Source organism: Rhizobium sp. 2MFCol3.1 (assembly GCF_000377565.1).
Taxonomy (GTDB): domain Bacteria; phylum Pseudomonadota; class Alphaproteobacteria; order Rhizobiales; family Rhizobiaceae; genus Rhizobium.
Genome location: NZ_KB898356.1, coordinates 33461 through 58572, shown reverse-complemented (window position 1 = coordinate 58572; position 25112 = coordinate 33461). Strand labels below are relative to the sequence as shown.

Below are 25112 nucleotides of genomic sequence, written 5' to 3'. Positions count from 1 at the left end.
GATAGTGCCTGAGTTGAGCCCGGACGTGCCTGTGAGGCACACATGGTCTCGCCGCGAAGTTGGGCGAGAAGGCAGAGAGATCGAAGTCGCGGATAAAAACCGCCGAACGGGGCGCTGGGAAGCGCCATATTCTACTTACCCAATCGAGGTGATTTCCAGCGCCCCGTCCGAGTGAAGATTGGAATGATGGAGACACGGGCTTTCGGGCGGCGTGGGGGTTTGGTGTGTTTGTGGATTGGGGTTTGATGATCGAGAGGTTTTGCCGTGTGGCCCCCTCATCCGACCCTTCGGGCCACCTTCTCCCCGCGGGGGAGAAGGGGAGGTTGAGCGAGCGGCCCACCCCGAGTCTCTTCTCCCCCGCGGGGAGAAGGTGGCGGCAGCCGGATGAGGGGGCCACACGGTACAATGCTGAACATCCAGCCGAGCAAAGAGGACCAGCCGCAACACCTCCAACCCCATCCGCAGCCACACCACCACAACCCCTTGATCACAAGCCATCCGACGTGCATAAGCCGCGACGTTAGCAACATGGGCCGTTGGCCCTGGGGCCCTCCACAAGCCTAATCGAGGACATGATGAACGAATTCAAGAAACTGGTCTTTTCGGGCGTTCAGCCGACCGGCAATCTCCATCTCGGCAACTATCTCGGCGCGATCCGCAAGTTCGTGGCGCTGCAGGACGGCAACGACTGCATCTATTGCGTCGTCGACATGCATGCGCTGACCGCGCAGCTGGTGCATGAGGACATGCCGAACCAGATCCGCTCGATCGCCGCCGCCTTCATCGCCTCCGGCATCGACCCGGTGAAGCATATCGTCTTTAACCAGTCGGCCGTGCCGCAGCATGCGGAACTCGCCTGGATCTTCAACTGCGTGGCACGCATCGGCTGGATGAACCGCATGACGCAGTTCAAGGACAAGGCCGGCAAGGACCGTGAGCAGGCCTCGCTCGGTCTCTACGCCTATCCGAGCCTGATGGCCGCCGACATTCTCGTCTATCGCGGAACGCATGTTCCCGTCGGCGACGACCAGAAGCAGCATCTGGAACTTGCCCGCGACATCGCGATGAAGTTTAACCTCGATTACGCCGAGCATATCCGCAAGGCCGGATACGGGGTGGATATCACCGTCGGCAAAGAGCCGGTGCATGCCTACTTCCCGATGGTCGAGCCGATGATCGACGGCCCGGCGCCGCGCGTCATGTCGCTGCGCGACGGCACCAAGAAGATGTCGAAGTCTGACCCGTCGGATCTGTCGCGCATCAACCTGATGGACGACGAGGACGCGATCTCGAAGAAGATCCGCAAGGCGAAGACCGATCCGGATGGCTTGCCGAGCGAACTCGACGGCCTGCAGGGCCGCCCGGAGGCCGACAACCTCGTCGGCATCTATGCCGCACTCGCCGACAAGTCGAAGGCCGAGGTGCTTGCGGAGTTCGGCGGACAGCAGTTCTCCGTGTTCAAGCCGGCGCTGATCGACCTCTCGGTCAAGGTGCTATCGCCGATCACCGCCGAGATGCGCCGCCTGATGGCCGACACCAGCCATATCGACGCGATCCTGCGTGATGGCGGCGAGCGGGCACGCGCCCGGGCCGAAGTGACGATGAAGGAAGTCCGCGACATCGTCGGCTTCCTCTACTAGCAACAACAGCCGGGCGGCTTCGGCCGCCCGAGCCTATCAACGGGCCAGACTTGTCGAAGGCCCGCACTTGTCCAAGACTGGACTGCGGCGTACTCTCCTCAGAGCCATGAGGAGGCCAAGATGCGCAACCGGAACCTCATTCAGATTGGCATGATGGAGGTTCGGCTGCTGGTCGATGAGGACCAGAGCGCGGGCAGCATGGTCATGTTCGAGTTCGTGGTCCCCTACCAGTCCCGCGTGCCGGCGGCGCATTATCACGAAGATGTCGACGAAGTGATCTTCGGTCTCTCCGGAACGATGACGACGACCGTCGACGGCGAGCGCTGCGAGGTGCGGGCCGGCGACACGGTGTTCATTCCGCGCGGCACCGTCCACACGCATGAGAACCTGCATCAGGAAACGGCACGCGCGCTGATCACCATGACGCCGGGGCTGATCGGCAGGCGTTTCTTCGAGGAGATTGCATCGGCCATCAATGTCATCGGCAAGCCCGACATCGAGCATGTGAAGGAAATCATGCTGCTCTACGGGCTCGTTGCAGCACCACGATAGCCTCGGCCGAACACCTGTCGGTGAGCGGACAGTTTGCGGCAAAACGGGGACTTGCAAATCTCCCGGATCAAGTGTCAGAGTCGCGCTCATGGTATCAAAACGACTCTCACGGCTCGAAGGTCACCGCCGCAAGTTCATGGCCGTGATCGATGACACGCCCGAATGCCAACGCGCCGTCCATTATGCCGGCCGGCGCGCCAAGAATTCCAATGGCGGATTGGTGCTCGTCTACGTGATCCCCGATGGCGACTTCCAGCAGTGGCTGGGGGTCGAGGAGATCATGCGGGCCGAAGCACGCGAGGAAGCCGAAGCGGTTGTCGCCAAGTCGGCCCAGCTGGTGCGCGAGAATATCGGCATCGAGCCGGAGATCGTCATTCGCGAAGGCGGTGCTGCCGAGCAGATCAACGCCGTCATCGAGGACGACCGCGACATCGCCATTCTGGTGCTGGCCGCAAGCTCCGCCAAGGAAGGTCCGGGGCCGTTGGTGGCATCGGTCGCCGGTCGTGGTGCGGCCTTTCCCATCCCCGTCACCGTCTTGCCTGATACACTGAGCGATGAGGAACTGGACGCGTTGGCATAAAGCGCTTTCTTGAGTATCAATCTCTTGAATAGCGAGGCCAAACGGCTTATTTCTACTTTTGAAGAATTCTAAATACGTCGCGGGCGCGCGCCTGCCGCACGGAGAGCACCATGTTTATCCAGACCGAAGCCACGCCGAACCCGTCCACGCAGAAGTTCCTGCCGGGCAAGATCGTCATGGAGAGCGGCACCGCCGAGTTCCGCAATCGCGAGGAAGCGGCTGCCTCGCCGCTCGCCGCGCGCCTGTTCGAGATCAACGGCGTCACCGGCGTCTATTTCGGTTACGATTTCATCAGCGTCTCCAAGGAAGACCAGGAGTGGCAGCACCTGAAGCCCGCCATCCTCGGCTCGATCATGGAGCATTTCATGTCCGGCAAGCCGGTGATGGGCGCTTCCTCCGTTCTTGGTGAAGCAGCCGATGCCGATGGCGAATTCTTCGACGAGGGTGACGAGACGATCGTTCTGACCATCAAGGAACTGCTGGAGACGCGTGTGCGTCCGGCCGTTGCCCAGGATGGCGGCGACATCACTTTCCGCGGCTTCAAGGACGGCACCGTCTATTTGAACATGAAGGGCTCGTGCGCGGGTTGCCCGTCCTCGACGGCAACGCTGAAGCACGGCGTTCAGAACCTTTTGCGCCATTTCGTGCCGGAAGTTCAGGAAGTCGAAGCCGTCTGACGCGCTGAACCGACATTCGCGATGATGCGGCGTTTGCAAACGCGGCGTTTTGCGATGTATGGACAGGTCAGGAACGGTTTATTCGGAAATAGATGCCATGATCATACTGGCGCTCGACACCGCAGGTGTGGATTGCGCTGCTTCTGTCTATGACAGCAGCAGGAATACGGTGCTGGGGGAGGCATCGGACATGATCGGCAAGGGGCATGCAGAGCATCTGATGGGGATCGTGGATCGCGCGCTGGATCAGGCGGGAGTTCAGCTTTCCGATGTCGAGCGTGTTGCCGTCACCATCGGTCCGGGCTCTTTCACCGGCATCCGCGTCGGCGTTGCCGCCGCCCGTGGCTTTGCCCTTTCGCTTGGCGTGCCCGCTGTCGGCATCACGACGCTCGCGGTCATGGCCGAAGCCGAACGTGAGCGCTCGCCGGGCCGACAGGTGCTGGCCGCCATGGATGCCAAGCGCAACGAGATTTATCTGCAGGCCTTCGACGCCGACGGCACGCCGCTCGATGAAGCCAGGGCCGTGACCGTCGAGGACGCGCAGGCCTTCGCGGCATCCTTCGACGGCGTTATCACCGGCTCGGCGACACCCTTGCTGCGGCCGGACGCGACAGGCGAACACGCCAACCATTTCCCCATCTCCATCGTGGCGCGCCTTGCCGCTGCCGCCGACCCCTCTTCCGGAAAGCCGAAGCCACTTTATCTGCGCGGACCTGACGCCAAGCCGCAGGCCGGGTTTGCGATTGCGCGAGTATGACCATGCTGGAATCCTATCTGTCGCTGAAGCCGGAATTCGAAATCATCCCCATGGATGCCGATGATTGCCATGCGGTCTCGACACTGCATGGAGAGCGCTTCGCGCGTCCCTGGGGCGATGGCGAGTTCTACAGCCTGCTCAGCCAGGGCAACGTCTTCGGCTTCGTGGCGCGGCAGACGAATGCTTTCCTGAAAAAGCCGCTGCCGGGCTTCGTCCTGGCGCGTGAGGTTGCCGGCGAGGCCGAGATCCTGACCATCGCCGTGCAGGCGAAGGTCGGGCGGTCGGGGCTTGGATGGCGACTGATGCAGGCGGCGATGCGCGAGGCAAAGCAGCGCGGCGGCGAGAGCATCTTCCTCGAGGTCGACAAGGGCAACGTCGCGGCACTCGGACTTTACCGCAAGCTCGGTTTCGACCAGGTCGGAGAACGCCGTGGATACTACAAGGACGCCAATGGCGACGTGTCCACGGCGCTTGTCATGAAGCGTATTCTTCGCTAGTTCCGTCTTGAGACGTTGACTATCGAAAGGCTCCTGATGACGGATGTGGCAAAGACCCTCGAGGAACTCTGCACCGAGCGCGGCATGCGCATGACGGAGCAGCGCCGGGTCATTGCGCGCATTCTCGAGGAATCAGAAGACCATCCCGACGTGGAAGAGCTCTATCGCCGCTCGGTGAAGGTCGACGCCAAGATCTCGATTTCCACCGTCTACCGCACCGTCAAGCTGTTCGAGGACGCCGGCATCATCGCCCGCCACGACTTCCGCGACGGCCGCTCGCGCTACGAGACGGTGCCGGAAGAGCATCACGATCACTTGATCGACCTGAAGACCGGCGTCGTCATCGAGTTCCGCTCGCCGGAGATCGAGGCGCTGCAGGAGCGGATCGCCCGCGAGCACGGCTTCACGCTGGTGGATCACCGGCTCGAACTCTACGGCATACCGCTCAAGAAGGACGATCACTGATATCATGATGCGTGCAGCCGCGGAGTGTTCGATTTGATCGCCTGGCTGCGCGTCGCCCTCGCCGGCATCGTCATTCTCATCGCCAGTATCCTGCTCATGCCCTGGCAGCTTCTTGCCCTGCGCTACGACTGGAAGATGCGCCGCTGGCTGCCGCGCGTCTGGCACCGGATCATCTGCTTCTGTCTCGGCATCCGGGTTCGCGTTCACGGGCAGATGGAAACACACCGGCCGCTGATGCTGTGCGCCAACCATTCCTCGTGGATGGACATCATGGTGCTGTCCTCAATCGCCGACGTCGCCTTCATTGCCAAGAACGAGGTGCGTGACTGGCCGATCTTCGGCACGCTCGCCAAGCTGCAAAAGAGCGTGTTCGTGGTGCGCGAGGAAAAGCGCAACACCGGCAACCAGGTGAGCGAGATCGCCGCGCGCATGGCCGACGGCGAGATCGTCGTGCTGTTTCCAGAGGGCACGACGTCTGATGGCAACAGGCTGCTCGAGGTGAAATCCTCGCTGTTCGGCGCGGCCGCCATGGCCGTGCCCGCATCGCCCACCGGCACCGTCATCGTGCAGCCCGTCGCGGTCGCCTATACCGGCGTGCACGGCCTCCCCATGGGCCGCTACCACCGCCCGCTCGCCTCCTGGCCCGGCGATGTCGAGATGCTGCCGCACCTGAAAGACATGCTCCGCTGCGGCGCCTTCGACGTCGATGTCCACTTCGGCGAAGCCGTCTCCTACAGCGCCGAGACCAACCGCAAGCAGGTCAGCGCTACGATCGCCAGCCGTATCCGCGCCATGCTTGGTTCGGCGCTCAGGGGCCGGGACGACCAAGCGTAAAAGCCGTTGCCGACATCGGCATAATCTTGCAGACTTCAAAGCTGACGCTGGAGAACCGTCTGGCATGGCAAAGCGAAAAGCGGAAGCAAACACAGATTGGGCACGCATCCGGGCGCTCTCCGATGACGAGATCGAGCGCATGGCGAAAGAGGATGCCGAGAACCCTGCCAGCAAGGCAGCCGATTGGGCCGATGCCGTGATCGGGCTCCCCAAGTTCGACGCCACCGGAAGACGGGATAACAAGCCCTTTTCTCGCGCGTCAAAAACCACTAAATAGCCGGCATGACCCAGGACAGCGCCCTCCTCCCGGCCCCGGAGACCACACTCCGTGATGGCAGCAACAGCCGCAAGGTTTTCATCAAGACCTACGGCTGTCAGATGAACGTCTATGACTCCACGCGCATGAGCGATGCTCTGGCGCGCGACGGCTATGAGCCCACGGAGGACATGGAGCAGGCCGATCTCGTGCTGCTCAACACCTGTCATATCCGCGAAAAGGCGGCCGAGAAGGTTTACTCGGCGCTCGGGCGACTGCGCGACATGAAGAAGGAGCGCAACAAGGAAGGCCGCGAGTTCATGATCGGCGTGGCTGGTTGCGTGGCGCAGGCCGAAGGCGAAGAGATTCTTCGCCGGGCGCCCGCCGTCGATGTCGTCATCGGGCCGCAGACCTATCACCGCCTGCCGGAAGCGCTGCGCCGCGCCAAGGAGGGGCAGCGCATCGTCGATACGGAATATGCGCTGGAAGACAAGTTCGAGCATCTGCCGATCGCCGAAAAGACCAAGATCCGGGCGCGCGGCGTGACCGCGTTCCTGACGGTGCAGGAAGGTTGCGACAAGTTCTGCACCTTCTGCGTGGTGCCCTATACGCGCGGTTCGGAAGTGTCGCGTCCGGTGAGCCAGATCGTCGAGGAAGCGCAGAAGATGGTCGAGGGCGGCGTGCGCGAGATCACGCTGCTCGGCCAGAACGTCAATGCCTGGCACGGCCTCGGCTCTGATGGCCAGGAATGGACGCTGGGCGACCTGCTCTACCGGCTCGCCGAAATCCCCGGCCTTGCCCGCCTTCGCTACACCACCAGCCATCCGCGCGACATGGACGACAGGCTGATCGAGGCGCATCGCGATCTCAGAGCGCTAATGCCCTACCTGCATTTGCCGGTGCAGGCGGGCTCCGACCGGATCCTGAAGGCGATGAACCGTCGCCATACGGCTGCCGAGTATCTGACGCTGGTCGAGCGCATCCGCGCCGCGCGTCCCGATATCGCGCTCTCGGGCGACTTCATCGTCGGTTTTCCGGGGGAGACAGATGCCGATTTTGAGGATACACTAAAACTCGTTGAGAAGGTCCGCTATGCGCAGGCCTTCTCGTTCAAATACTCGACGCGGCCGGGTACGCCCGGCGCTGATCTGAAGGACCAAGTGCCGGAAGAGATCAAGGCAGAAAGGCTCGAACGCCTGCAGGCGCTTCTCCTGAAGCAGCAGCAGGAATTTGCCGAATCCTGCGTCGGGAAGACCATCGAACTGTTGCTTGAAAAGCCTGGTCGCATGTCTCAACAACTTATCGGCCGTTCCCCCTGGCTTCAGTCGGTGAATGTTGATGCAAAAGCATCGCAAATCGGTGACATTATCAAAGTGCGAATCACAGGTACCGGACCCAACAGCCTGTTTTCCGAGATGGTAGAGGCTGGTGCCTAACTCAAGGAGCTCGACCGCTTGAACGGACAAGAATTGGTTTCTTCTTCACCGCGCCACCCACGCATCGCGAGCGACGCCAATCACTTTATTCTGACGTTCGAAAACAATCGGTTCGCCAGCGAACTGTTTGGTCAATTCGACCAGAACCTCAAGCTTCTCGAGGAACGCCTGAACATCGACGCCCGAGCGCGAGGCAACTCCGTCGTGATCTCGGGTGACATCGTCACCACCAACCAGGCGCGCCGCACGCTGGACTATCTCTACGACAAGCTCCAGAAGGGCGGCAGCGTGGAACGTTCCGACGTCGAGGGCGCGATCCGCATGGCTGTTGCAGCCGACGATCAGCTGAGCCTGCCGACGATGGAGAAGAAGGCCAAGCTGACGATGGCGCAGGTTTCCACGCGCAAGAAGACCATCATTGCCCGCACGCCGACGCAGGATGCCTATCTGCGTGCGCTCGAGCGCTCCGAACTCGTCTTCGGCTGTGGCCCCGCCGGTACCGGCAAGACCTATCTCGCCGTTGCTCACGCCGCCCAGCTTCTGGAGCGCGGCGTCGTCGAAAAGATCATCCTCTCTCGTCCGGCTGTCGAAGCCGGCGAGCGCCTGGGCTTCCTGCCCGGAGACATGAAGGAGAAGGTCGATCCCTATCTGCGTCCGCTCTACGACGCGCTCTATGACATGATGCCAGCCGACAAGGTCGATCGTGCCATCACCGCCGGCGTCATCGAAATCGCGCCGCTGGCCTTCATGCGCGGTCGCACGCTGTCCAACGCTGCCGTCATCCTCGACGAGGCGCAGAACACGACGTCGATGCAGATGAAGATGTTCCTGACCCGTCTCGGCGAAAACTCGCGCATGATCGTGACCGGCGACCCGAGCCAGATCGACCTCCCGCGCGGCGTCAAGTCGGGCCTGGTCGAGGCGCTGCAGCTCTTGAACGGTGTCGAGGGCATCTCGATCATCCGCTTCAAGGACACCGATGTCGTGCGCCATCCGCTGGTCGGCCGCATCGTTCGCGCCTACGACGCGACCTATCTGACTGATACAGCAGAGGCCGCGCAGCAGGACTGATGGCCGAACTCGACATACAGATCAGCATCGAGGAGGGCGAATGGCCCTCCGAAGACGCGCTCCACGCGCTGGCCGACCGCGTGCTGGAAACGGCCGCGACCTATCTGCGCGAGACCGAGAAGCAGCCGTTTCCGAAAATGGTCCCCGAGGTGTCGCTGGTCTTCACCGACGACGCCTCCATCCAGGACATCAACGCGGAATGGCGCGGCAAGGACAAGCCGACCAACGTGCTTTCATTCCCCGCCTTCCCGGTTCAGCCGGGCAAGGTTCCAGGGCCGATGCTTGGCGATATCATCATCGCCAGGGAGACCGTGGCCCGCGAGGCGGTCGAGCTCGAAAAGAGTTTCGACGACCATCTCACCCACCTAATGGTGCACGGCTTCTTGCATCTCTTCGGCTACGATCATAATAATGATACCGAAGCCGAGATAATGGAGGGGCTGGAGACTCGCATTTTGGCGAAACTCGGCCTATCTGACCCATACGAGGGTCAAGACCTTAAAATGGAACCATGAGCGACTTTACGACGAGACCGGCCACCGAGGCCAAGGACACCGCCGATCAATCATCCTCCGACGAGGGTGGCAGTAGTAGCAGGCAGTCCGGACGATCCCAATCCTTCTGGTCGCGGGCTGCCCGCATATTGAGGCCACAGCAGGGTTCGCGCATCCGCGAAGACCTTGCCGACGCGCTGATGACCGACGCGGCCGATGGCGATGCCTTCTCCGCCGACGAGAAGGCGATGCTCAACAACATCCTGCGCTTCCGCGAAGTGCGCGTTGCCGACGTGATGGTGCCGCGCGCCGATATCGAGGCGGTGGACCAGACCATCACCATCGGCGAGCTGATGATCCTGTTCGAGGAATCCGGCCGCTCGCGCATGCCCGTCTATGCCGAGACGCTGGATGATCCGCGCGGGATGGTGCACATCCGCGATCTCCTCTCCTACGTCGCCAAACAGGCGCGCAACAAGCGCCGTGGATCGACCAAGGCCACCAAGGGCGCCGAGCCGATCGTCGAGGTCGCGCCGGAGAACCTGCAGAAGGCGCCGCGTTCGGCCAAGCCGAATTTCGACCTTGCCCGCGTGGACCTGCAGAAGACGCTTTCCGAAGCGGGCATCATCCGCAAGATCCTGTTCGTTCCGCCCTCTATGCTGGCCTCCGACCTGTTGCGCCGCATGCAGGTGAACCGCACGCAGATGGCGCTCGTCATCGACGAGTATGGCGGCACCGACGGCCTAGCCTCGCATGAGGACATCGTGGAAATGGTCGTCGGCGATATCGACGACGAGCATGACGACGAAGAAGTCATGTTCAAGCGCGTCTCCGAGGACATGTTCGTGGCCGACGCCCGCGTCGAGCTTGAGGATATCGCCGAAGCCATCGGCCCGGATTTCGACATCACCGAGCAGGTCGACGAAGTCGATACGCTGGGCGGGCTGATCTTCTCCGAACTCGGACGCATTCCGGTGCGCGGCGAAGTCGTTCAGGCGCTGCCGGGCTTCGAGTTCCACATTCTCGACGCCGATCCGCGCCGCATCAAGCGCGTGCGGATTACCCGCAAGCGTCAGGCCATCCGCCGGCGCGCGAAGAGCGATGGTGACGGCGCAATCGGTCTCGACCACGGCGACGAACGCCAGAGCGAGACGCCGACGGCAAACTGATCACTGCCAACCACGACAACGGGCGGCTTTTTTGAAACACTGCGACCTCAGTTGATTCGCGGATTGGTGGGGTGCGCATGGAGCGAATTGCCGACAGGGTCATCCTGGTCTGGGGCTACAAGAGAGTGCTGCTGGCGATCCTTGCAGGCGCTTTCGGCGTTCTGGCCCTCCCCCCCATCGGCTTCTTCGCCGCGATGTTCGTGTCCTTCACGCTGCTGGTCTGGCTGATCGACGGTGCCGCGGCCGCACCCGACAGCGGCATCATCGGGCGCCTCTGGCCGTCCTTCGTCACCGGCTGGCTGTTCGGCTTCGGCTATTTCGTCGCCGGCCTCTGGTGGCTCGGGCATGCGCTGATGATCGATGCCGAGGAGTTTGCCTGGGCGCTGCCGCTGGCGATCTTCGGGCTTCCGGCGGTGCTGGCGATCTTCTACGGCCTGGCGACCGCACTTGCCCGCATCCTTTGGTCCGATGGCGTCGGGCGGATCGCGGCGCTGGCGGCGAGCTTCGGCCTGCTGGAATGGGCGCGCAGCGTGCTCTTCACCGGCTTTCCGTGGAACGCGATCGGCTATGGCATGACGCCGGTGCCCGTGATGATGCAGTCGGCCCATATCATCGGGATCATGGGCATCACCGCGCTGTCCGTCTTCGTTTTCGCCGCTCCTGCCCTCCTGGGTACCAAGCAGGGCGCCAAAACCGGCATTTCGCTGGCACTGCTGCTGCTTGCCGCGCATGTCGGATATGGCGGCTATGTGCTTTACGGCGCACCGAAGCCGGTTGCCGCCACGACCGACAAGAGCCCCGTCATCCGCCTCGTGCAGCCGATGATCGACCAGAGCGCCAAGATGGACAACGACGCCGACCGGGCGGCGATCTTCGAGAAGCATCTGAAGCTCTCGGCCGAGGCGCCCAAGGATGGCGGCCGCAAGCCCGACATCATCGTCTGGCCGGAGACGGCGATCCCGTTCATCCTCACCGATAACCAGGATGCGCTGACAAGGATCGCCGATACGCTTGATGACAACCAGGTGCTGCTGGCCGGCGCCGTGCGCGCCGAGGACATGGGTCCCGGCAATCCGCCGCGCTACTATAATTCGATCTACGTGATCGACGGTCGTGGCCAGATCATCGCCGCCTCGGACAAGGTGCACCTCGTGCCGTTCGGCGAATACATGCCGTTCGAGAGCCTGCTGAGTGAGTTCGGCATCCAGAATATCGTCGAGATGCCCGGCGGCTTCTCGGCGGCCGCCACGCGCCAGCTGCTGACGCTGCCAAGCGGACTGAAGCTCTATCCGCTGGTCTGCTACGAGATCATTTTCCCTGGAGAAATGACCGGCGATATCGGCTCGGCATTGGCCATTTTGAACATCACCAACGATGCCTGGTTTGGCGCCACGCCCGGCCCCTACCAGCACTTCCAGCAGGCCCGCGTTCGGGCCGTGGAAACGGGTCTGCCGCTGATTCGCGACGGCAATAGCGGGATTTCCGCCCTTGTCAGCCCCCGTGGTGAAATTATTGCAGGTCTTTCGCTCAATGAGACCGGCTTTATTGACGCAACCCTTGATAGTTTCGCCTCTCCGACCCATCTGCCGCTGTCACGCGAAACGTACTTCTGGTTGATCGAAACACTTCTGCTTGCAATTGCAATGGCTTCGCGTTTTGGTTTTGTTTTCAAGCGTAATTGACCGAAAACCCCTAAAATTGCATAGTGGTTAGGATCGGCATTCTTAACGTATGGTTCAAGGTGAATAGATCGCACTTTGCAACGTGGCGTTTTGGGGATGGGTTTGGGCGTGCCGGTTTAAACAAGGGCAGAATTATTGTTAGGGCAGCACCATGATTGAGAACAAGAAGAAGCCGAACCCGATCGACATTCACGTCGGCAGCCGTATTCGCCTTCGCCGGACTATGCTTGGAATGAGCCAGGAAAAGCTTGGGGAAAGCCTTGGCATTACATTCCAGCAGATCCAGAAATACGAAAAAGGCACCAACCGCGTCGGCGCGAGCCGGCTGCAGAACATCTCCAGCATTCTGAACGTTCCGGTCTCCTTCTTCTTCGAGGATGCGCCGGGCGAGAACGCTGGCATGGCGGGTGGCATGGCGGAAGCCTCCAGCTCCAACTACGTGGTCGACTTCTTGTCGTCCTCGGAAGGCCTGCAGCTGAACCGCGCCTTCGTGAAGATCACCGATCCCAAGGTGCGCCGCAAGGTCGTCGAATTGGTCAAGGCGCTCGCCGCCGAAGCCGACTCCGAATAAGCATCCCTCATAAGTCATAATAGAGAAAGCGGTCGTAAAGGCCGCTTTTTTGCGTTTTTTGGGCAAAATTTGTCACTTCGCCGCAGATATAAAGATATATTTATGTCCTTCTGCGCTTGTTTTTCAGCCGTGAACTGAGTACCACTACGCAGCTTTTTATTCTTTGAGGGGAATCCCGGAATGCGTGCCAATTACCTCTTCACCAGCGAATCCGTAGCCGAAGGTCACCCGGACAAGGTCTGCGACCGTATCTCCGACGAGATCGTGGATCTGGTGTACCGCGAAGCCGCCAAGACCGGCATCAACCCATGGGGCGTGCGCATCGCGTGCGAAACGCTGGCAACCACCAACCGTGTGGTCATCGCCGGTGAAGTTCGCCTGCCGCCGAGCCTGATGAAGAAGGACAAGAACGGCGCCGACGTCATCAACCCGTCGAAGTTCAAGACCGCCGCACGCCGCGCCATCAAGGACATCGGCTACGAGCAGGACGGCTTCCACTGGAAGACCGCCAAGATCGACGTTCTCCTGCACTCGCAGTCGGCCGACATCGCGCAGGGCGTCGACAACGCCGCCGACCAGCAGGGCGACGAGGGTGCCGGCGACCAGGGCATCATGTTCGGCTACGCCTGCAAGGAAACGCCGGATCTCATGCCGGCGCCGATCTACTACTCGCACAAGATCCTGCAGCTGCTCGCCGCCGCCCGCAAGGCAGGCAATGGCGACGCCGCCAAGCTCGGCCCCGACGCCAAGAGCCAGGTCACCGTTCGCTACGTCGACGGCAAGCCGTCCGAGGTTGCCTCGATCGTTCTCTCCACGCAGCACCTCGACGACAGCTGGGATTCGAAGAAGGTCCGCGCCGTCGTGGAACCCTATATCCGCGAAGCTCTCGGCGACCTGCCGATCGCCGACGATTGCAAGTGGTACATCAATCCGACCGGCAAGTTCGTCATCGGCGGCCCTGACGGCGACGCCGGCCTGACCGGCCGCAAGATCATCGTCGACACCTACGGCGGTGCGGCTCCGCACGGCGGCGGCGCATTCTCCGGCAAGGACACGACCAAGGTCGACCGTTCGGCAGCCTACGCCGCTCGCTACCTCGCCAAGAACGTCGTTGCAGCCGGCCTTTCCGAGAAGTGCACGATCCAGATCTCCTACGCTATCGGCGTTGCCCAGCCGCTGTCGATCTATGTCGATCTGCACGGCACCGGCAACAAGGTCACCGAGGATCAGGTCGAAGCGGCGATCCGCAAGACCATGGACCTGTCTCCGACCGGCATCCGCCGTCACCTCGACCTCAACAAGCCGATCTACGCCAAGACCTCGGCATACGGCCACTTCGGCCGCAAGGCTGGCCGTGACGGCTCGTTCTCCTGGGAGAAGACCGATCTGGTGAAGCCGCTCAAGGAAGCGATCAAGGCTTAAGACGATGACTGACATGGAACGTCGCGGACGCGCGACCGAGGCTTTCTTCGGTCGCCGCAAGGGTAAGGCACTTCGCGGACAACAGGCGGAGAAGCTCAGCACCCTCTTGCCGGCGTTCATCATCGACCTCTCGGCGGCTCCCCCGGAGCCGCTGAGCACGCTCTTTCCCGTCGAGACCAACCGGCTCCGTCTTGAGATCGGCTTCGGCGGCGGCGAGCATCTGATCCACCGCGCGATCGAAACGCCTTCCACCGGCTTCATCGGCGTCGAGCCCTTCATCAATTCGATGCAGAAGCTGCTTGCCAGCGTCGATAATGCCGGCGCCCGCAACGTCCGCGTCTACAACGACGATGCGACGCAGCTGCTCGACTGGCTGCCGGATGCATCGATCGACCAGATCGACCTGCTCTACCCGGATCCCTGGCCGAAGCGGAAGCACTGGAAGCGCCGCTTCGTCTCCAAGACCAATCTCGACCGCTTTCACCGCGTGCTGAAGCCCGGCGGCCTGTTCTGCTTCGCCTCCGACATCGACACCTATGTGAACTGGACGCTGCTCAAATGCCGCGACCATGGTGGCTTCGACTGGCAGGCCAGCAACGCCGCCGACTGGCTGACGCCCTACGAGGGCTGGCCGAGCACGCGCTACGAGGCCAAGGCCCGGCGCGAAGGGCGGTCCTCGGCCTATCTGACGTTCAAGCGCGTCTAAACGATCAAGCGAGGTCGGCGAGTGGCATCCTACCTGATCGACCTTCGCAAACTCATCGGCAATCGCCTCATCCTGCTTCCCGCCGTCGCCGCCGTCATCCATGACGAGGCGGGCCGCTTGCTGCTGCAGGAAAAATCATCCGGAGAAGCATGGAGCCTGCCCGCCGGCGCGATCGAGCCGGGCGAGACGCCGCGGGAAGCCATTATCCGTGAGGTCATGGAAGAGACCGGGCTTGTCGTCACATCGACCAGCATTCTCGGCGTCTTCGGCGGACGCGAGTTCAGATATGTTTATCCGAATGGCGATCAGGTCGAGTATGTCGTGACGCTGTTCAAGTGCCAGATTGGCGACGGCAACGGCGTCTGGACTGACAGCGAGACGAAATCCATCCGATACTTCACACCAGACGACATGCCGCCGCTGGCGCTGCCTTATCCGACGTCCACGCTGTTTGGCCGAGACTGAGCATCGGCTTAGGCCGGTAACATGAATCAATATCGAGCAGGATAGCGCCCTCTTCCCATTCAGGCACCTTGCTCGCGATCACGCCATCAGGCCCGACGGCGAGCGTGCAGCCGCAACTCATCCAGCCATCTCCCCTGTCGCCGACGACATCGGAGGAGATGACCCAGCTGCCCGTGCGCACCGCGCAGGCGCGAAGGCTCTCGATCGCCGGCTCGCGCCATTGATCCACCTTGTGCGCCCGGATCATCATGTTGAGCGGGGCGCAGACGACGGAGGCGCCGTTTGCCACGATGGCATCGGAGAATGCCGGATCACGAAAATCACTGCAGATATTGATGCCGAAGCCGCGACCGGCCCTTTGCCAGACAGGAAATGCATCGCCGGGCGTGCAGCCATCTTCGAGCGGGTTCGCCTTGGCGTATACGCCCGCCACGGCGCCGTTTTCGATCAGCATGGCGCTGTTGTAGACCAGATCACCGCGACGCTCCACGAAGCCGACGATGGCGGCTGCCCTGATGGAACGGAGCGGGTCGAGCAGCTTTTGCAGCGCCGGATCATCGACGCAAAGCGCGCGCCGCTCGTTGATCGCGCGGTCGTAGCTATGGCCCTGGAGGTAGCATTCGGGAAAGATGGCGAGATCGGCGCCTTGGCTGTCGGCCCACGTCAGGTCGCGCAGGATCACGCCTGCCGCCTTCTCAGCGTCATCGAAAATGGGGAAACGCTGGAAGGACACTATTCGCATGAGATGGGGCGTAGCATGAGTCGCCCCTCAGAAACAAAACAACGGCGTTCCTGGGAACGCCGTCTGTTTTCATGCTGACCCGCCTTAGTGCAGGCTGACCGTCTTCAACTCGTCTTCAGCGGCCTTGAAGAAGGTGCTGGAGCGGTTGTCCGTGAGGAGGATCGGGGTTCCGTCCGCGCCGAAGAGCGCCCATAGATCGACGTTCGGATCGATATCGGGAGCTTCCGGAAAACACCGGGGAACATCCTCGGAGCGGATTTTCCTGATATAGGCGACCTCGCCGTTGCCGATGCCGGCAAGCTCGGTCTTGGTCAGGTGCGAATTGGCTTCTTTCATCAACATTCCTGTACCTCCAGAGAGAAGGGACCAACGGTGCGATTTGCGCCGTTGTCCTACTGTGGGACCGAAATGTTAATTTTCTTCACCATACGCGACGGCTCCGGGCGAATGAGATCCACCGACAGAAGGCCGTTCTTCAGGCCCGCGCCGAGAACCTGCATGCCGTCCGCCAGCACAAAAGTGCGCTGGAATTGCCTGGCGGCGATGCCGCGATAGAGATATTCGCGCTCGCCCTGCTCGACCTGGCGGCCACGGATGACCAACTGGTTTTCTTCGACGGAGATGTCGAGCTCATCCTCGCTGAAGCCGGCGACGGCAAGCGTGATGCGCAGGCGCTCGGGATCATCGGTGATGCGGTCGGCGGCAAGGCGCTCGATATTGTAAGGGGGATATCCGTCACTCGCCTTGGAAATCCGCTCCAGCGTCTTTTCCATGGCGTCGAAACCCAGCAACAGCGGGCTGGCGAAAGGCGTCATACGGCTCATCAGCGTTCCAAGTCCTTGATGCAAGCGACCCTTCCGGACCTGAAGACAGCATCCGGATGTTGCTAATATGGGAACGAATGCTGTCATTCGCAAGACAGGGCGCGAGACAGCTGGCCCAAGACGTGCGGCGTCCGCGCACGCGATTGCACCGCCTTGACAAAGCTTGCCGCGCCTCGCATCAAATCCTGCCCCGCGCCGGCTGTGCCGATTTGCGGCGGGAAGATAAACAGATGGTGCATGCATCGACATATGCGCCAGGAGGATGGGACGAACGGAATGGCAAACCCGAGAAAGATCATTATCGACACCGACCCAGGTCAGGACGATGCGGCAGCGATCATGCTGGCCTTCGGCAGCCCTGAGGAGCTGGAACTGCTCGGCATCACCACCGTCGCCGGCAACGTGCCGCTCTCCTATACCAGCCGCAATGCGCGCATCGTCTGCGAGCTCTGCGGCAAGACCGATACCAAGGTTTTCGCCGGCGCCGACAAGCCTATCGCCCGCCCGCTCGTCACCGCCGAGCATGTGCACGGCAAGACCGGCCTCGACGGCCCCGAGCTCGACGAGCCAACCATGCCTTTGCAGGCCGGCCACGCCGTCGACTTCATCATCGAGACGCTGCGCAGCGAGCCTGAAGGCACGGTGACGCTCTGCACGCTCGGACCATTGACGAATATCGGCCTCGCCTTCCAGAAGGCGCCAGATATCATCGGCCGCGTGCGCGAGCTCGTGATGATGGGCGGCGGCTATTCCGAGGGCGGCAACATCACGCCGGCGGCCGAATTCAACATCTACGTCGATCCCGAGGCCGCCGACATCGTGTTCCGCTCCGGCGTGCCTATCGTCATGATGCCGCTCGACGTCACGCACAAGCTCTTGACGCTGAAATCGCGCGTCAAGCGCATGGCCGAGATCGGTACGCGGCCGGCGATCGCGATGGTGGAGATGCTGGAGTTCTTCGAGCGCTTCGATATCGAGAAATACGGCTCGGACGGCGGCCCGCTGCACGACCCGACGGTCGTTGCCTATCTGCTGAAGCCGGAACTGTTCAAGGGACGGGTCTGCAATGTCGAGATCGAGGTGAAGTCGGAACTGACCGTCGGCATGACCGTGGTCGACTGGTGGCACGTGACCGACCGCAAGCGCAACGCGACCGTGATGCGCGATGTCGACGCGGACGGCTTCTTCGATCTCCTGATCGAACGCTTCGCCCGCATCTGACTGTCTGAATGAGATCAGGCCCGCTTAGGCGGGCCCGATCGGGTCAGGCGTCCTTCTGGTCGAAGACCGAGTTGGTTTCGGCTTCGACGATCTTCGGGCCGCCCTTGGCAACGCCTACCATGGCGGGGCGCAGGACGCGTTCGCCGATGGAATAGCCGGCCTGGACGACCTGGACGACGGTGTTGTTGGGCACGTCGGGGTTCGGCACTTCGAACATCGCCTGGTGGAAGTTCGGATCGAACTTCTGGCCGACCGGCTCCAGCTTGCGAACGCCGTGGCGCTCCAGCGTCGACAGCATCGAGCGCTCGGTCATCTCGACACCTTCGATCAGCGTCGTCAGGCCGGCATCGGCGCCGGCGCGGGCCTCTTCCGGGATGGCGTCGAGCGCGCGGCGCAGGTTGTCGGAGACAGCCAGCATGTCGCGAGCGAAGCCGGCTGCGGAATAGGACTTGGCGTCCTTGACTTCGCGCTCGGTGCGGCGACGCAGATTGTCCATGTCGGCGGCGAGGCGCAGATAGCGGTCGCGCAGCTCGGCATTCTCAGCCTTCAGGAGCTCGATCGGATCGGGCTCGGCTGCGGTCTCGTTCTCGACGTTTGCGGCGGCGTCGGCTGCGGCTTCTTCCGCGGCTGCGTCAGGTCCGTTCTTCGTCGTCTCGTCAGTCATGACGTTCTCCGGTCATTGGTGGCTTTTGGATCTGCCCGATATCGAACTTTGAACATCAAAAATCAAGTCTGCGTGACGAAGAAGGTCGCAAACGCAGGCATGTTCGGCCCGTGACGACCGCATATGAAAGCGACAGCGAGGCGGCAGCCACATGTCATTCTTACTTTCGCAAAACCTAATACGGTGCGACACTCATCTCTCAACCTGGGAGGTGCTGAGATGGCCGACGAAAACGTCTATGTCGGGAAATGCTTTTGCGGTGCCGTGGAACTGACCGTGACCGGCACGCCTGTCGCGATGGGCTATTGCCATTGTCGCTCCTGCCAGCACTGGTCGGCCGGGCCGATCAACACCTTCACGCTGTGGCAGCCGCAGGCGGTTCGCGTCACCAAGGGTGGAGAGCATGTCGAGAGCTTTCAGAAGACCGACTACAGCGTGCGCAAATTCTGCGACACCTGCGGCGGGCATCTCTATAGCGAACATCCGCTCTGGGGCGTGACCGATGTCTATGCGCCCGTTATCCCCGATCTCGATTACAAGCCGACCATGCATGTGAACTACGAGGACACCATCCTGCATGTGAAGGACGGGTTGCCGAAGTTCAAGGACATGCCTTCGGAGATGGGCGGCTCCGGCGTTGAGCTGCCGGAATAGCGCTATTTGGACGGGCGCGAGAGCCTTGCCATGAGCTGGGCGGTGTAATCGACCATCGGCACGATGCGCGAATAGTTGAGCCGCGTCGGGCCGATGACGCCGACGGCGCCGACGATGCGGTCATCCTCGTCGCGATAGGGCGCGACGATCAGCGAGGAGCCGGAGAGCGAAAAGAGCTTGTTTTCCGAGCCGATGAAGATGCGCACACCCGGGCCGCTTTCGGCCAAATTCAGCAGCTCAAGAAGGCTGTCTTTCTTCTCGAGATCATCGAACAGCATGCGGAGGCGATCGAGATCATCCGGATTGCCCAGACCTTCCAAGAGATTGGCGCGGCCGCGGATGATGAGCTGCGCCGGCTTGCCTTCATCCGCACTGCCGGACCAGACCGCGATGCCGCGCTCCACCAGATCCTGCGACAGCGCGTCGAGCTCGTGGCGCACATCGGCCTTCAAGCGGCCGAGCTGGCTGCGTAGCTCGGGCAGCGTCTGGCCGGTCATGTGGGCGTTGAGGAAGTTCGCGGCTTCGGTGAGCTGCGAGGAGGTGACGCCGGCGGGGAGTTCGATGATGCGGTTTTCGACCTGGTCGTGATCGCCGACGAGAACGGCCAGCGCCTTGGTGGGCTCCAGGCGGATGAACTCGACGTGCTTGAGCACGGGATCGCTCTTGGATGTGATGACGAGACCGGCGCCGCGCGACATGCCCGACAGCATGCGGCTTGCCTCGTTCATCATCGCTTCCATCGGGCCATCACGGCTTTCCGCCCGCACCTGCCGGTCGATATTGGCGCGGTCCTCGGCGGAGAGATCGCCGACCTGCATGAAGGCATCGACGAAGAAGCGCAGGCCCACCTGCGTGGGCAGGCGGCCGGCGCTGACATGCGGGGAATAGACGAGGCCGAGCTCTTCCAGATCGCTCATGACATTGCGCACCGAGGCCGGCGACAGCGACATGGGCAAGATGCGCGAAAGGTTGCGCGAACCCAGCGGCTCGCCCGTCTCCAGATAGCCCTCGACGATGCGACGGAAGATTTCCTTGGAGCGTTCGTCCAGCGCGGCAACGGCGTCCGAAATCGTCGACGACCTGAATTCCATTAAGCCTTGCGCACCCATGCTGATAATGATGCCGCAAAATATAGCCAATCTCCCCGTGCGCGCAAAAGGGAATTTGCAAATGCGCGCCGCCAATCGTAGAAGCGGTCAACAACAGACCCGCACATAGGATGAAGCCTGGGATCGCGCCCGCGTTCCCGGTCCCGTGCACCGAGGAGAATTAGGATGCGGCCATCAGGCAGAAAAACCGACCAGATGCGCAAGGTCACCTTCGAGCGCAACTTTTCCAAGCACGCCGAAGGCTCCTGTCTGGTGAAATTCGGCGACACGCATGTGCTCTGCACGGCGAGCCTTGAAGAAAAGACGCCGCCGTGGCTGCGCAACACCGGCAAGGGCTGGGTCACAGCCGAATACGGCATGCTGCCGCGCGCCACCGGCGACCGCATGAAGCGCGAAGCCGCCGCCGGCAAGCAGGGTGGCCGTACCCAGGAAATCCAGCGCCTGATCGGCCGCTCGCTGCGCGCCGTGGTCGACCTCAAGGAACTCGGCGAACGCCAGATCACGCTCGACTGCGACGTGATCCAGGCGGACGGCGGCACCCGCACGGCATCGATTACCGGCGCATGGATCGCGCTCTACGACTGCCTGAAGTGGATGGAAAGCCGCAACATGATCAAGGTCGAGCGGGTCCTGAAGGACCACGTCGCTGCGATCTCCTGCGGCGTCTTCGCCAGCCAGCCGGTTATCGATCTCGATTACCTTGAGGACTCGTCGGCCGAGACCGACGCGAACTTCGTGATGACGGGTTCGGGCGGGATCGTCGAGATCCAGGGCACGGCCGAGGGCACGCCGTTCAGCGAAGAAGAGTTCGGCGCGCTGATGGCGCTTGCCAAGAACGGCATTGCCGAGCTGGTCGAGATGCAGAAGGCGGCAATTGCCTGAGGGATCTGAATAAAGACCCCTCCCCAACCCTCCCCACAAGGGGGAGGGCTTAACCCAGACGCCCCGTCGACGTTCAATTTGGGCAGGCGGTTGCCACGGGTCTTCTCCCCCCTTGTGGGGGGAGATGGCCGGCAGGCCAGAGAGGGTCTTTGGCGCCCCGGAGAATGACAGCATGATCGACGGCATTCTTGAAACCGCGCTTTATGTCGACGACCTCGATGCCGCCGAGCGCTTCTATCGCGATGTTCTCGGCCTCGAGAAAGTTCTGCGTCATGACAACCGGCACGTCTTCTTCCGCTGCGGCCCGGGCATCCTCCTGATCTTCAACCGCCACGAGACGATCAAGCCGCCCTCATCCGACGCGCTGCCGGTTCCGCCGCATGGCACGACAGGCGCGGGGCATGCCTGTTTCCGGATGAGTGCGGAAGCGATTGACTTGATCGCGGAAAAGCTCAACAAAGCGGGCGTTTCCATCGAAAGCGATTTCTGCTGGCCGAACGGGGCGCGATCGATCTATTTCCGCGATCCTGACGGCAACAGCCTGGAATGCGCCGAACCCAAACTTTGGAATCTTTGAAGGACCGCTCATGCGCAAGCTCGATACCCGCACCATCGTCGTTGCCAGCCACAATGCCGGCAAGATACGCGAGATCGCCGACCTGATCGGTCCTTTCGGCTTCTCGGCGAAATCGGCAGCCGAACTGAAATTCGAGGAGCCGGATGAGACCGGCACGACCTTCGAGGAAAACGCCGCGATCAAGGCGCTGGCTTCCGCCAAGGCATCGGGCCTGCCGTCGCTCTCCGACGACAGCGGCCTGGTGATCGACGCGCTCGGTGGCGCACCAGGCGTCTACACCGCCAACTGGGCGGAGACGGCCGATGGCACGCGCGATTTCGCCATGGCGATGCGGAAGGTCGAGACCGCTCTTGAGGAAAAGGGGGCCACCACGCCGGAACAGCGCACGGCGCGTTTCGTCAGCGTTCTCTGCCTGGCATGGCCTGATGGGCACACCGAAATGTTCCGTGGCGAGGTGGAAGGCTTCGTCGCCTGGCCGCCGCGCGGCACTGAAGGCTTCGGCTACGACCCGGTCTTCCAGCCCGAGGGCTACGACACCACATTCGGCGAGATGAGCGCGGAACAGAAGCACGGCTGGAAGCCGGGCGACGCTGCCGCCCTCTCGCACCGCGCCCGCGCCTTCAAGATCTTCGTCGAAACCTGCCTTAACGCCTAAGAGCGATCGTGGACACTTTGGAACAGCCTAACCTGACGCGCTATGCATCTCTTTTGCCCGATACCGGCGAGCCCGGCTTCGGCGTCTACGTGCATTGGCCGTTCTGTGCCGCCAAGTGCCCATATTGCGACTTCAACAGCCATGTGCGCCACCAGCCTGTGGACCAGGAGCGCTTCACTGCCGCCTTCCTGAAGGAGATGGCGGCGATGCGGCAGCTGAGCGGCCCGAAGACGGTGACCAGCATCTTCCTCGGCGGCGGCACGCCGTCGCTGATGAACCCATCGACGGTCTCGGCCATTCTCGACGGCATCGCCAAGGAATGGCACATGCCCGAGGGCATCGAGATCACCATGGAGGCCAACCCCTCCAGCGTCGAGGCCGAGCGCTTTCGCGGCTACCGCGCCGCCGGCGTCAACCGCGTGTCGCTTGGCGTGCAGGCGCTGAACGACCGCGACCTCAAGTTTCTCGGGCGTCTGCACGATGTCGAGGATGCGCTGAAGGCGATCAAGCTGGCGCGCGATATTTTTCCGCGCATGTCCTTCGACCTGATCTATGCCCGTCCCAAGCAGACGGTAGAGGAGTGGGAGCGCGAGCTCAAGGAGGCGATCTCCTACGCCGTCGACCACCTGTCGCTCTACCAGCTGACGATCGAAGAGGGTACGCCCTTCTTCGGACTGCACAAGATGGGCAAGCTCGTCGTGCCCGACGACGACCAGTCGGCGCTGCTCTATGAGGCGACACAGGCGATCACCGCCGCCGAGGGCATGCCCGCCTACGAGGTCTCCAACCACGCCCGCCCGGGTGCCGAGAGCCGCCACAATCTCACCTACTGGCGCTACGGCGACTATGCCGGCATCGGCCCTGGTGCGCATGGACGGCTAACGCGCGGGCCCATCAAGCTCGCCACCGCCACCGAGCGCAAGCCGGAAGCCTGGCTGGAACTCGTGGAGCGCGACGGCCACGGCGTGCTCGACCAGGAACAGCTCGGCTATGACGAACAGGCCGACGAACTGCTGCTGATGGGACTGCGCCTCACCGAGGGCGTCGACCTCGCCCGCTGGCAGCAGCTCTCGGGCCGCGATCCCGACCCGAAGCGCGAAGAGTTTTTACTGGAACACGGCTTTATCGAGCGCATCGGCAATTCGCGCATCCGCTGCACGCCGTCGGGGATGCTGATCTTGGATTCGGTGGTGGCTGATCTGGCTTGTTGATTTTTTGGGGTGGGTTCAGGCGGTTAGCTTGTGCTGTGAGGCCCCCTCATCCGGCCCTACGGGCCACCTTCTCCCCTATGGGGCGAAGGGAAGATTGGCGCGAGCGCCCCACCACGAGTCTCTTCTCCCCAATGGGGAGAAGGTGCCGGCAGGCGGATGAGGGGGCTCCGGGCTCTATGCTATCCTCTTATTTCTAAATAACTTCCGCAATCACACCACCCTCCTCCGCACCCGCGCAAACAACCGCCCATCGATCGCAGCCAACCCGATCGCGATCATCGCCATGCCGATCAGGTGCTTGGCCTGCAGCTGCTCGCCGAGGATGGCGGCGCCCAAAAGGATGGCGCTGACGGGGATGAGGAAGGTGACGAGCATCAGGTTGGTGGCTCCCGCCGTGGCGAGGATGCGGAAGAAGAGGACGTAGGCGACGGCCGTCGAGAGCAGCGCCAGGCCGAAAAGCGCCATCCAGGTCTCGGCCGAGGGGGCGGCGAGCGTCCAGGGGTGGTCGACGATGAGAGCGATGGGGAGCATCAGCACGCTGGAGGCGGTGACCTGGCCGGCGGCGGGGAGAAGCGGTGCCATGCCCATCTGGCGGAAGCGGCGGCCGTAGATGCCGGCGAAGGAATAGGAGAGTGCGGCGCCGAGAACGGCGAGCTGCGCCAGCACATTGGTTCCCAGATCGCGCAGCGCATCGAAGCCGATCATGTAGGCGACGCCGGCAAAGCCGACGAGGACGCCGAACAGGCGGTTTCCGGTCATCTTCTCATCCGCCGTCAACAGATGCGCGACGACGACGCCGAAGAGCGGCGTGGTGGCGTTGAGGATCGATGCGAGGCCGCTCGCAATATGGGTCTGGCCCCAGACGATGAGGCAGAAGGGGATCATGTTGTTGATCAGGCCCATGACGAAGAAGGCGCCCCAAGACTTGCCATCACGCGGCATGGCGTGGCCGGTGGCGCGCACGATGAGGTTCAGCGCGACGGCGGCGATCAGCACGCGGCCAGTGACGATGGTAAACGGCGGCAGGGTCTTCACCAGGATGCCGTTGAAGAGGAAGGAGCCGCCCCAGAGCAGCGACAGCACCAGCAACATTCCCCATTCGGCAAGGCCCATCTGTCTTTGCTGCATCGCTTCTCTCCCTTTTGCGGCATGGCCGGTTTAGCGCTCGGCGCTAGCCTGCGCCACCCGATTCCTGCGCGGCTTGTTATCGTCTGTCGAGTTATTCTTATCCGTGACGATCAAGCTTTGACTTTAAATGATCACCTTTATGCATATACTATGGCGGTCAGAGCCATGCGA

30 protein-coding genes are annotated in these 25112 nt (G+C 62.3%); 24 read left to right on the top strand and 6 right to left on the bottom strand.

Annotated features, from left to right (window positions below):
* Positions 1–575: 575 nt before the first annotated feature.
* From trpS to D460_RS0108835, 18 genes are all read left to right on the top strand, one after another.
* Positions 576–1640: a tryptophan--tRNA ligase gene (gene trpS, locus D460_RS0108920; protein WP_018898196.1), complete on the top strand. Its 1065-nt coding sequence runs from the start codon at positions 576–578 to the stop codon at positions 1638–1640.
* A gap of 120 nt (positions 1641–1760) precedes the next feature.
* A complete protein-coding gene (locus D460_RS0108915) occupies positions 1761–2192 on the top strand; it encodes a cupin domain-containing protein (protein WP_018898195.1) in 432 nt (143 codons plus the stop codon).
* Positions 2193–2280: 88 nt separating this feature from the next.
* On the top strand, positions 2281–2772 hold the full coding sequence (locus tag D460_RS0108910) for a universal stress protein (protein WP_026282946.1): 492 nt from the start codon (positions 2281–2283) through the stop codon (positions 2770–2772).
* 110 nt (positions 2773–2882) lie between these two features.
* Positions 2883–3449 carry a NifU family protein gene (locus tag D460_RS0108905; protein ID WP_018898193.1) on the top strand — a complete coding sequence of 189 codons (567 nt, stop codon included), beginning with the start codon at positions 2883–2885 and terminating at the stop codon, positions 3447–3449.
* A 97-nt stretch (positions 3450–3546) separates the two neighbouring features.
* Positions 3547–4206 (top strand): tRNA (adenosine(37)-N6)-threonylcarbamoyltransferase complex dimerization subunit type 1 TsaB, encoded by a 660-nt coding sequence (gene tsaB / locus D460_RS0108900; RefSeq protein ID WP_018898192.1) that lies wholly within the window; start codon positions 3547–3549, stop codon positions 4204–4206.
* A 2-nt stretch (positions 4207–4208) separates the two neighbouring features.
* Positions 4209–4703: a GNAT family N-acetyltransferase gene (locus tag D460_RS0108895; RefSeq protein WP_026282945.1), complete on the top strand. Its 495-nt coding sequence runs from the start codon at positions 4209–4211 to the stop codon at positions 4701–4703.
* A 36-nt stretch (positions 4704–4739) separates the two neighbouring features.
* The gene (locus tag D460_RS0108890; RefSeq protein WP_018898190.1) at positions 4740–5168 is read left to right on the top strand and encodes a Fur family transcriptional regulator; all 429 of its coding nucleotides are present in this window, start codon (positions 4740–4742) and stop codon (positions 5166–5168) included.
* A gap of 33 nt (positions 5169–5201) precedes the next feature.
* Entirely contained in the window at positions 5202–6002 is an 801-nt protein-coding gene (locus D460_RS0108885) for a lysophospholipid acyltransferase family protein (RefSeq protein ID WP_026282944.1), read from the top strand.
* Positions 6003–6066: 64 nt separating this feature from the next.
* On the top strand, positions 6067–6279 hold the full coding sequence (locus D460_RS32855) for a hypothetical protein (RefSeq protein ID WP_018898188.1): 213 nt from the start codon (positions 6067–6069) through the stop codon (positions 6277–6279).
* A gap of 5 nt (positions 6280–6284) precedes the next feature.
* Positions 6285–7694: a tRNA (N6-isopentenyl adenosine(37)-C2)-methylthiotransferase MiaB gene (gene miaB, locus D460_RS0108875; RefSeq protein WP_018898187.1), complete on the top strand. Its 1410-nt coding sequence runs from the start codon at positions 6285–6287 to the stop codon at positions 7692–7694.
* Between the two features lie 18 nt (positions 7695–7712).
* The gene (locus D460_RS0108870; protein WP_026282943.1) at positions 7713–8765 is read left to right on the top strand and encodes a PhoH family protein; all 1053 of its coding nucleotides are present in this window, start codon (positions 7713–7715) and stop codon (positions 8763–8765) included.
* The gene (gene ybeY, locus D460_RS0108865; RefSeq protein WP_018898185.1) at positions 8765–9280 is read left to right on the top strand and encodes an rRNA maturation RNase YbeY; all 516 of its coding nucleotides are present in this window, start codon (positions 8765–8767) and stop codon (positions 9278–9280) included. The genes D460_RS0108870 and ybeY overlap by 1 nt, the downstream gene beginning before the upstream one ends.
* Positions 9277–10428: a hemolysin family protein gene (locus D460_RS0108860; protein WP_026282942.1), complete on the top strand. Its 1152-nt coding sequence runs from the start codon at positions 9277–9279 to the stop codon at positions 10426–10428. The genes ybeY and D460_RS0108860 overlap by 4 nt, the downstream gene beginning before the upstream one ends.
* A gap of 77 nt (positions 10429–10505) precedes the next feature.
* Positions 10506–12110, top strand: coding sequence for an apolipoprotein N-acyltransferase (gene lnt, locus D460_RS0108855; protein ID WP_018898183.1), 1605 nt, complete (start codon positions 10506–10508; stop codon positions 12108–12110).
* Between the two features lie 151 nt (positions 12111–12261).
* Entirely contained in the window at positions 12262–12681 is a 420-nt protein-coding gene (locus D460_RS0108850) for a helix-turn-helix domain-containing protein (RefSeq protein ID WP_018898182.1), read from the top strand.
* A gap of 180 nt (positions 12682–12861) precedes the next feature.
* On the top strand, positions 12862–14103 hold the full coding sequence (metK, locus tag D460_RS0108845; RefSeq protein ID WP_018898181.1) for a methionine adenosyltransferase: 1242 nt from the start codon (positions 12862–12864) through the stop codon (positions 14101–14103).
* Between the two features lie 4 nt (positions 14104–14107).
* Complete coding sequence (locus D460_RS0108840) at positions 14108–14809, top strand: tRNA (guanosine(46)-N(7))-methyltransferase TrmB (RefSeq protein ID WP_026282941.1); 702 nt, start codon at positions 14108–14110, stop codon at positions 14807–14809.
* 21 nt (positions 14810–14830) lie between these two features.
* Positions 14831–15274: an NUDIX domain-containing protein gene (locus D460_RS0108835; RefSeq protein ID WP_018898179.1), complete on the top strand. Its 444-nt coding sequence runs from the start codon at positions 14831–14833 to the stop codon at positions 15272–15274.
* Here the strand turns inward: D460_RS0108835 and D460_RS32850 are convergent.
* From D460_RS32850 to D460_RS0108820, 3 genes are all read right to left on the bottom strand, one after another.
* The gene (locus tag D460_RS32850; protein ID WP_037111105.1) at positions 15207–16016 is read right to left on the bottom strand and encodes a carbon-nitrogen hydrolase family protein; all 810 of its coding nucleotides are present in this window, start codon (positions 16014–16016) and stop codon (positions 15207–15209) included. The genes D460_RS0108835 and D460_RS32850 overlap by 68 nt on opposite strands.
* Before the next feature lie 84 nt (positions 16017–16100).
* The gene (locus D460_RS0108825) at positions 16101–16358 is read right to left on the bottom strand and encodes a DUF1150 family protein (RefSeq protein WP_018898177.1); all 258 of its coding nucleotides are present in this window, start codon (positions 16356–16358) and stop codon (positions 16101–16103) included.
* Positions 16359–16408: 50 nt separating this feature from the next.
* Complete coding sequence (locus tag D460_RS0108820; protein ID WP_018898176.1) at positions 16409–16840, bottom strand: Hsp20 family protein; 432 nt, start codon at positions 16838–16840, stop codon at positions 16409–16411.
* 276 nt (positions 16841–17116) lie between these two features.
* Here D460_RS0108820 and D460_RS0108810 point away from each other — a divergent pair, with 276 nt between their 5' ends.
* Complete coding sequence (locus D460_RS0108810) at positions 17117–18061, top strand: nucleoside hydrolase (RefSeq protein WP_026282940.1); 945 nt, start codon at positions 17117–17119, stop codon at positions 18059–18061.
* Between the two features lie 43 nt (positions 18062–18104).
* Here D460_RS0108810 and grpE read toward each other — a convergent pair whose 3' ends face one another.
* Positions 18105–18725: a nucleotide exchange factor GrpE gene (gene grpE, locus D460_RS0108805; protein WP_018898174.1), complete on the bottom strand. Its 621-nt coding sequence runs from the start codon at positions 18723–18725 to the stop codon at positions 18105–18107.
* Positions 18726–18944: 219 nt separating this feature from the next.
* On the opposite strand from grpE, the gene D460_RS0108800 reads away from it, so the two are divergent.
* Positions 18945–19379, top strand: coding sequence for a GFA family protein (locus tag D460_RS0108800; RefSeq protein ID WP_018898173.1), 435 nt, complete (start codon positions 18945–18947; stop codon positions 19377–19379).
* A gap of 2 nt (positions 19380–19381) precedes the next feature.
* Here the strand turns inward: D460_RS0108800 and hrcA are convergent, their stop codons facing one another.
* Positions 19382–20470, bottom strand: a complete 1089-nt coding sequence (gene hrcA, locus D460_RS0108795; protein ID WP_018898172.1) for a heat-inducible transcriptional repressor HrcA — start codon at positions 20468–20470, stop codon at positions 19382–19384.
* A 183-nt stretch (positions 20471–20653) separates the two neighbouring features.
* Between hrcA and rph the strand changes: the two genes are divergently transcribed.
* The 4 genes from rph (at position 20654) to hemW (ending at position 23813) form a co-directional block, all read left to right on the top strand.
* Positions 20654–21370, top strand: a complete 717-nt coding sequence (rph, locus tag D460_RS0108790; protein WP_018898171.1) for a ribonuclease PH — start codon at positions 20654–20656, stop codon at positions 21368–21370.
* Between the two features lie 172 nt (positions 21371–21542).
* Entirely contained in the window at positions 21543–21947 is a 405-nt protein-coding gene (locus tag D460_RS0108785) for a VOC family protein (RefSeq protein WP_018898170.1), read from the top strand.
* Between the two features lie 10 nt (positions 21948–21957).
* Positions 21958–22602, top strand: coding sequence for an RdgB/HAM1 family non-canonical purine NTP pyrophosphatase (gene rdgB, locus D460_RS0108780; RefSeq protein ID WP_018898169.1), 645 nt, complete (start codon positions 21958–21960; stop codon positions 22600–22602).
* Positions 22603–22610: 8 nt separating this feature from the next.
* Positions 22611–23813 carry a radical SAM family heme chaperone HemW gene (hemW, locus tag D460_RS0108775; protein ID WP_026282939.1) on the top strand — a complete coding sequence of 401 codons (1203 nt, stop codon included), beginning with the start codon at positions 22611–22613 and terminating at the stop codon, positions 23811–23813.
* Positions 23814–24023: 210 nt separating this feature from the next.
* On the opposite strand, the gene D460_RS0108770 is transcribed toward hemW, so the two are convergent.
* A complete protein-coding gene (locus D460_RS0108770) occupies positions 24024–24941 on the bottom strand; it encodes a DMT family transporter (RefSeq protein WP_018898167.1) in 918 nt (305 codons plus the stop codon).
* Positions 24942–25112: the final 171 nt, after the last annotated feature.

Excerpts from the sequence above, each read along its gene's own strand:
- trpS (WP_018898196.1), top strand. The coding sequence starts at position 576 with ATGAACGAATTCAAGAAACTGGTCTTTTCGGGCGTTCAGCCGACCGGC.
- D460_RS0108915 (WP_018898195.1), top strand. The coding sequence starts at position 1,761 with ATGCGCAACCGGAACCTCATTCAGATTGGCATGATGGAGGTTCGGCTG.
- D460_RS0108910 (WP_026282946.1), top strand. The coding sequence starts at position 2,281 with ATGGTATCAAAACGACTCTCACGGCTCGAAGGTCACCGCCGCAAGTTC.
- D460_RS0108905 (WP_018898193.1), top strand. The coding sequence starts at position 2,883 with ATGTTTATCCAGACCGAAGCCACGCCGAACCCGTCCACGCAGAAGTTC.
- tsaB (WP_018898192.1), top strand. The coding sequence starts at position 3,547 with ATGATCATACTGGCGCTCGACACCGCAGGTGTGGATTGCGCTGCTTCT.
- D460_RS0108895 (WP_026282945.1), top strand. The coding sequence starts at position 4,209 with ATGCTGGAATCCTATCTGTCGCTGAAGCCGGAATTCGAAATCATCCCC.
- D460_RS0108890 (WP_018898190.1), top strand. The coding sequence starts at position 4,740 with ATGACGGATGTGGCAAAGACCCTCGAGGAACTCTGCACCGAGCGCGGC.
- D460_RS32855 (WP_018898188.1), top strand. The coding sequence starts at position 6,067 with ATGGCAAAGCGAAAAGCGGAAGCAAACACAGATTGGGCACGCATCCGG.
- miaB (WP_018898187.1), top strand. The coding sequence starts at position 6,285 with ATGACCCAGGACAGCGCCCTCCTCCCGGCCCCGGAGACCACACTCCGT.
- ybeY (WP_018898185.1), top strand. The coding sequence starts at position 8,765 with ATGGCCGAACTCGACATACAGATCAGCATCGAGGAGGGCGAATGGCCC.
- D460_RS0108860 (WP_026282942.1), top strand. The coding sequence starts at position 9,277 with ATGAGCGACTTTACGACGAGACCGGCCACCGAGGCCAAGGACACCGCC.
- lnt (WP_018898183.1), top strand. The coding sequence starts at position 10,506 with ATGGAGCGAATTGCCGACAGGGTCATCCTGGTCTGGGGCTACAAGAGA.
- D460_RS0108850 (WP_018898182.1), top strand. The coding sequence starts at position 12,262 with ATGATTGAGAACAAGAAGAAGCCGAACCCGATCGACATTCACGTCGGC.
- metK (WP_018898181.1), top strand. The coding sequence starts at position 12,862 with ATGCGTGCCAATTACCTCTTCACCAGCGAATCCGTAGCCGAAGGTCAC.
- D460_RS0108840 (WP_026282941.1), top strand. The coding sequence starts at position 14,108 with ATGACTGACATGGAACGTCGCGGACGCGCGACCGAGGCTTTCTTCGGT.
- D460_RS32850 (WP_037111105.1), bottom strand. The coding sequence starts at position 16,016 with ATGCGAATAGTGTCCTTCCAGCGTTTCCCCATTTTCGATGACGCTGAG.
- D460_RS0108825 (WP_018898177.1), bottom strand. The coding sequence starts at position 16,358 with ATGTTGATGAAAGAAGCCAATTCGCACCTGACCAAGACCGAGCTTGCC.
- D460_RS0108820 (WP_018898176.1), bottom strand. The coding sequence starts at position 16,840 with ATGAGCCGTATGACGCCTTTCGCCAGCCCGCTGTTGCTGGGTTTCGAC.
- D460_RS0108810 (WP_026282940.1), top strand. The coding sequence starts at position 17,117 with ATGGCAAACCCGAGAAAGATCATTATCGACACCGACCCAGGTCAGGAC.
- grpE (WP_018898174.1), bottom strand. The coding sequence starts at position 18,725 with ATGACTGACGAGACGACGAAGAACGGACCTGACGCAGCCGCGGAAGAA.
- D460_RS0108800 (WP_018898173.1), top strand. The coding sequence starts at position 18,945 with ATGGCCGACGAAAACGTCTATGTCGGGAAATGCTTTTGCGGTGCCGTG.
- hrcA (WP_018898172.1), bottom strand. The coding sequence starts at position 20,470 with ATGGAATTCAGGTCGTCGACGATTTCGGACGCCGTTGCCGCGCTGGAC.
- rph (WP_018898171.1), top strand. The coding sequence starts at position 20,654 with ATGCGGCCATCAGGCAGAAAAACCGACCAGATGCGCAAGGTCACCTTC.
- D460_RS0108785 (WP_018898170.1), top strand. The coding sequence starts at position 21,543 with ATGATCGACGGCATTCTTGAAACCGCGCTTTATGTCGACGACCTCGAT.
- rdgB (WP_018898169.1), top strand. The coding sequence starts at position 21,958 with ATGCGCAAGCTCGATACCCGCACCATCGTCGTTGCCAGCCACAATGCC.
- D460_RS0108770 (WP_018898167.1), bottom strand. The coding sequence starts at position 24,941 with ATGCAGCAAAGACAGATGGGCCTTGCCGAATGGGGAATGTTGCTGGTG.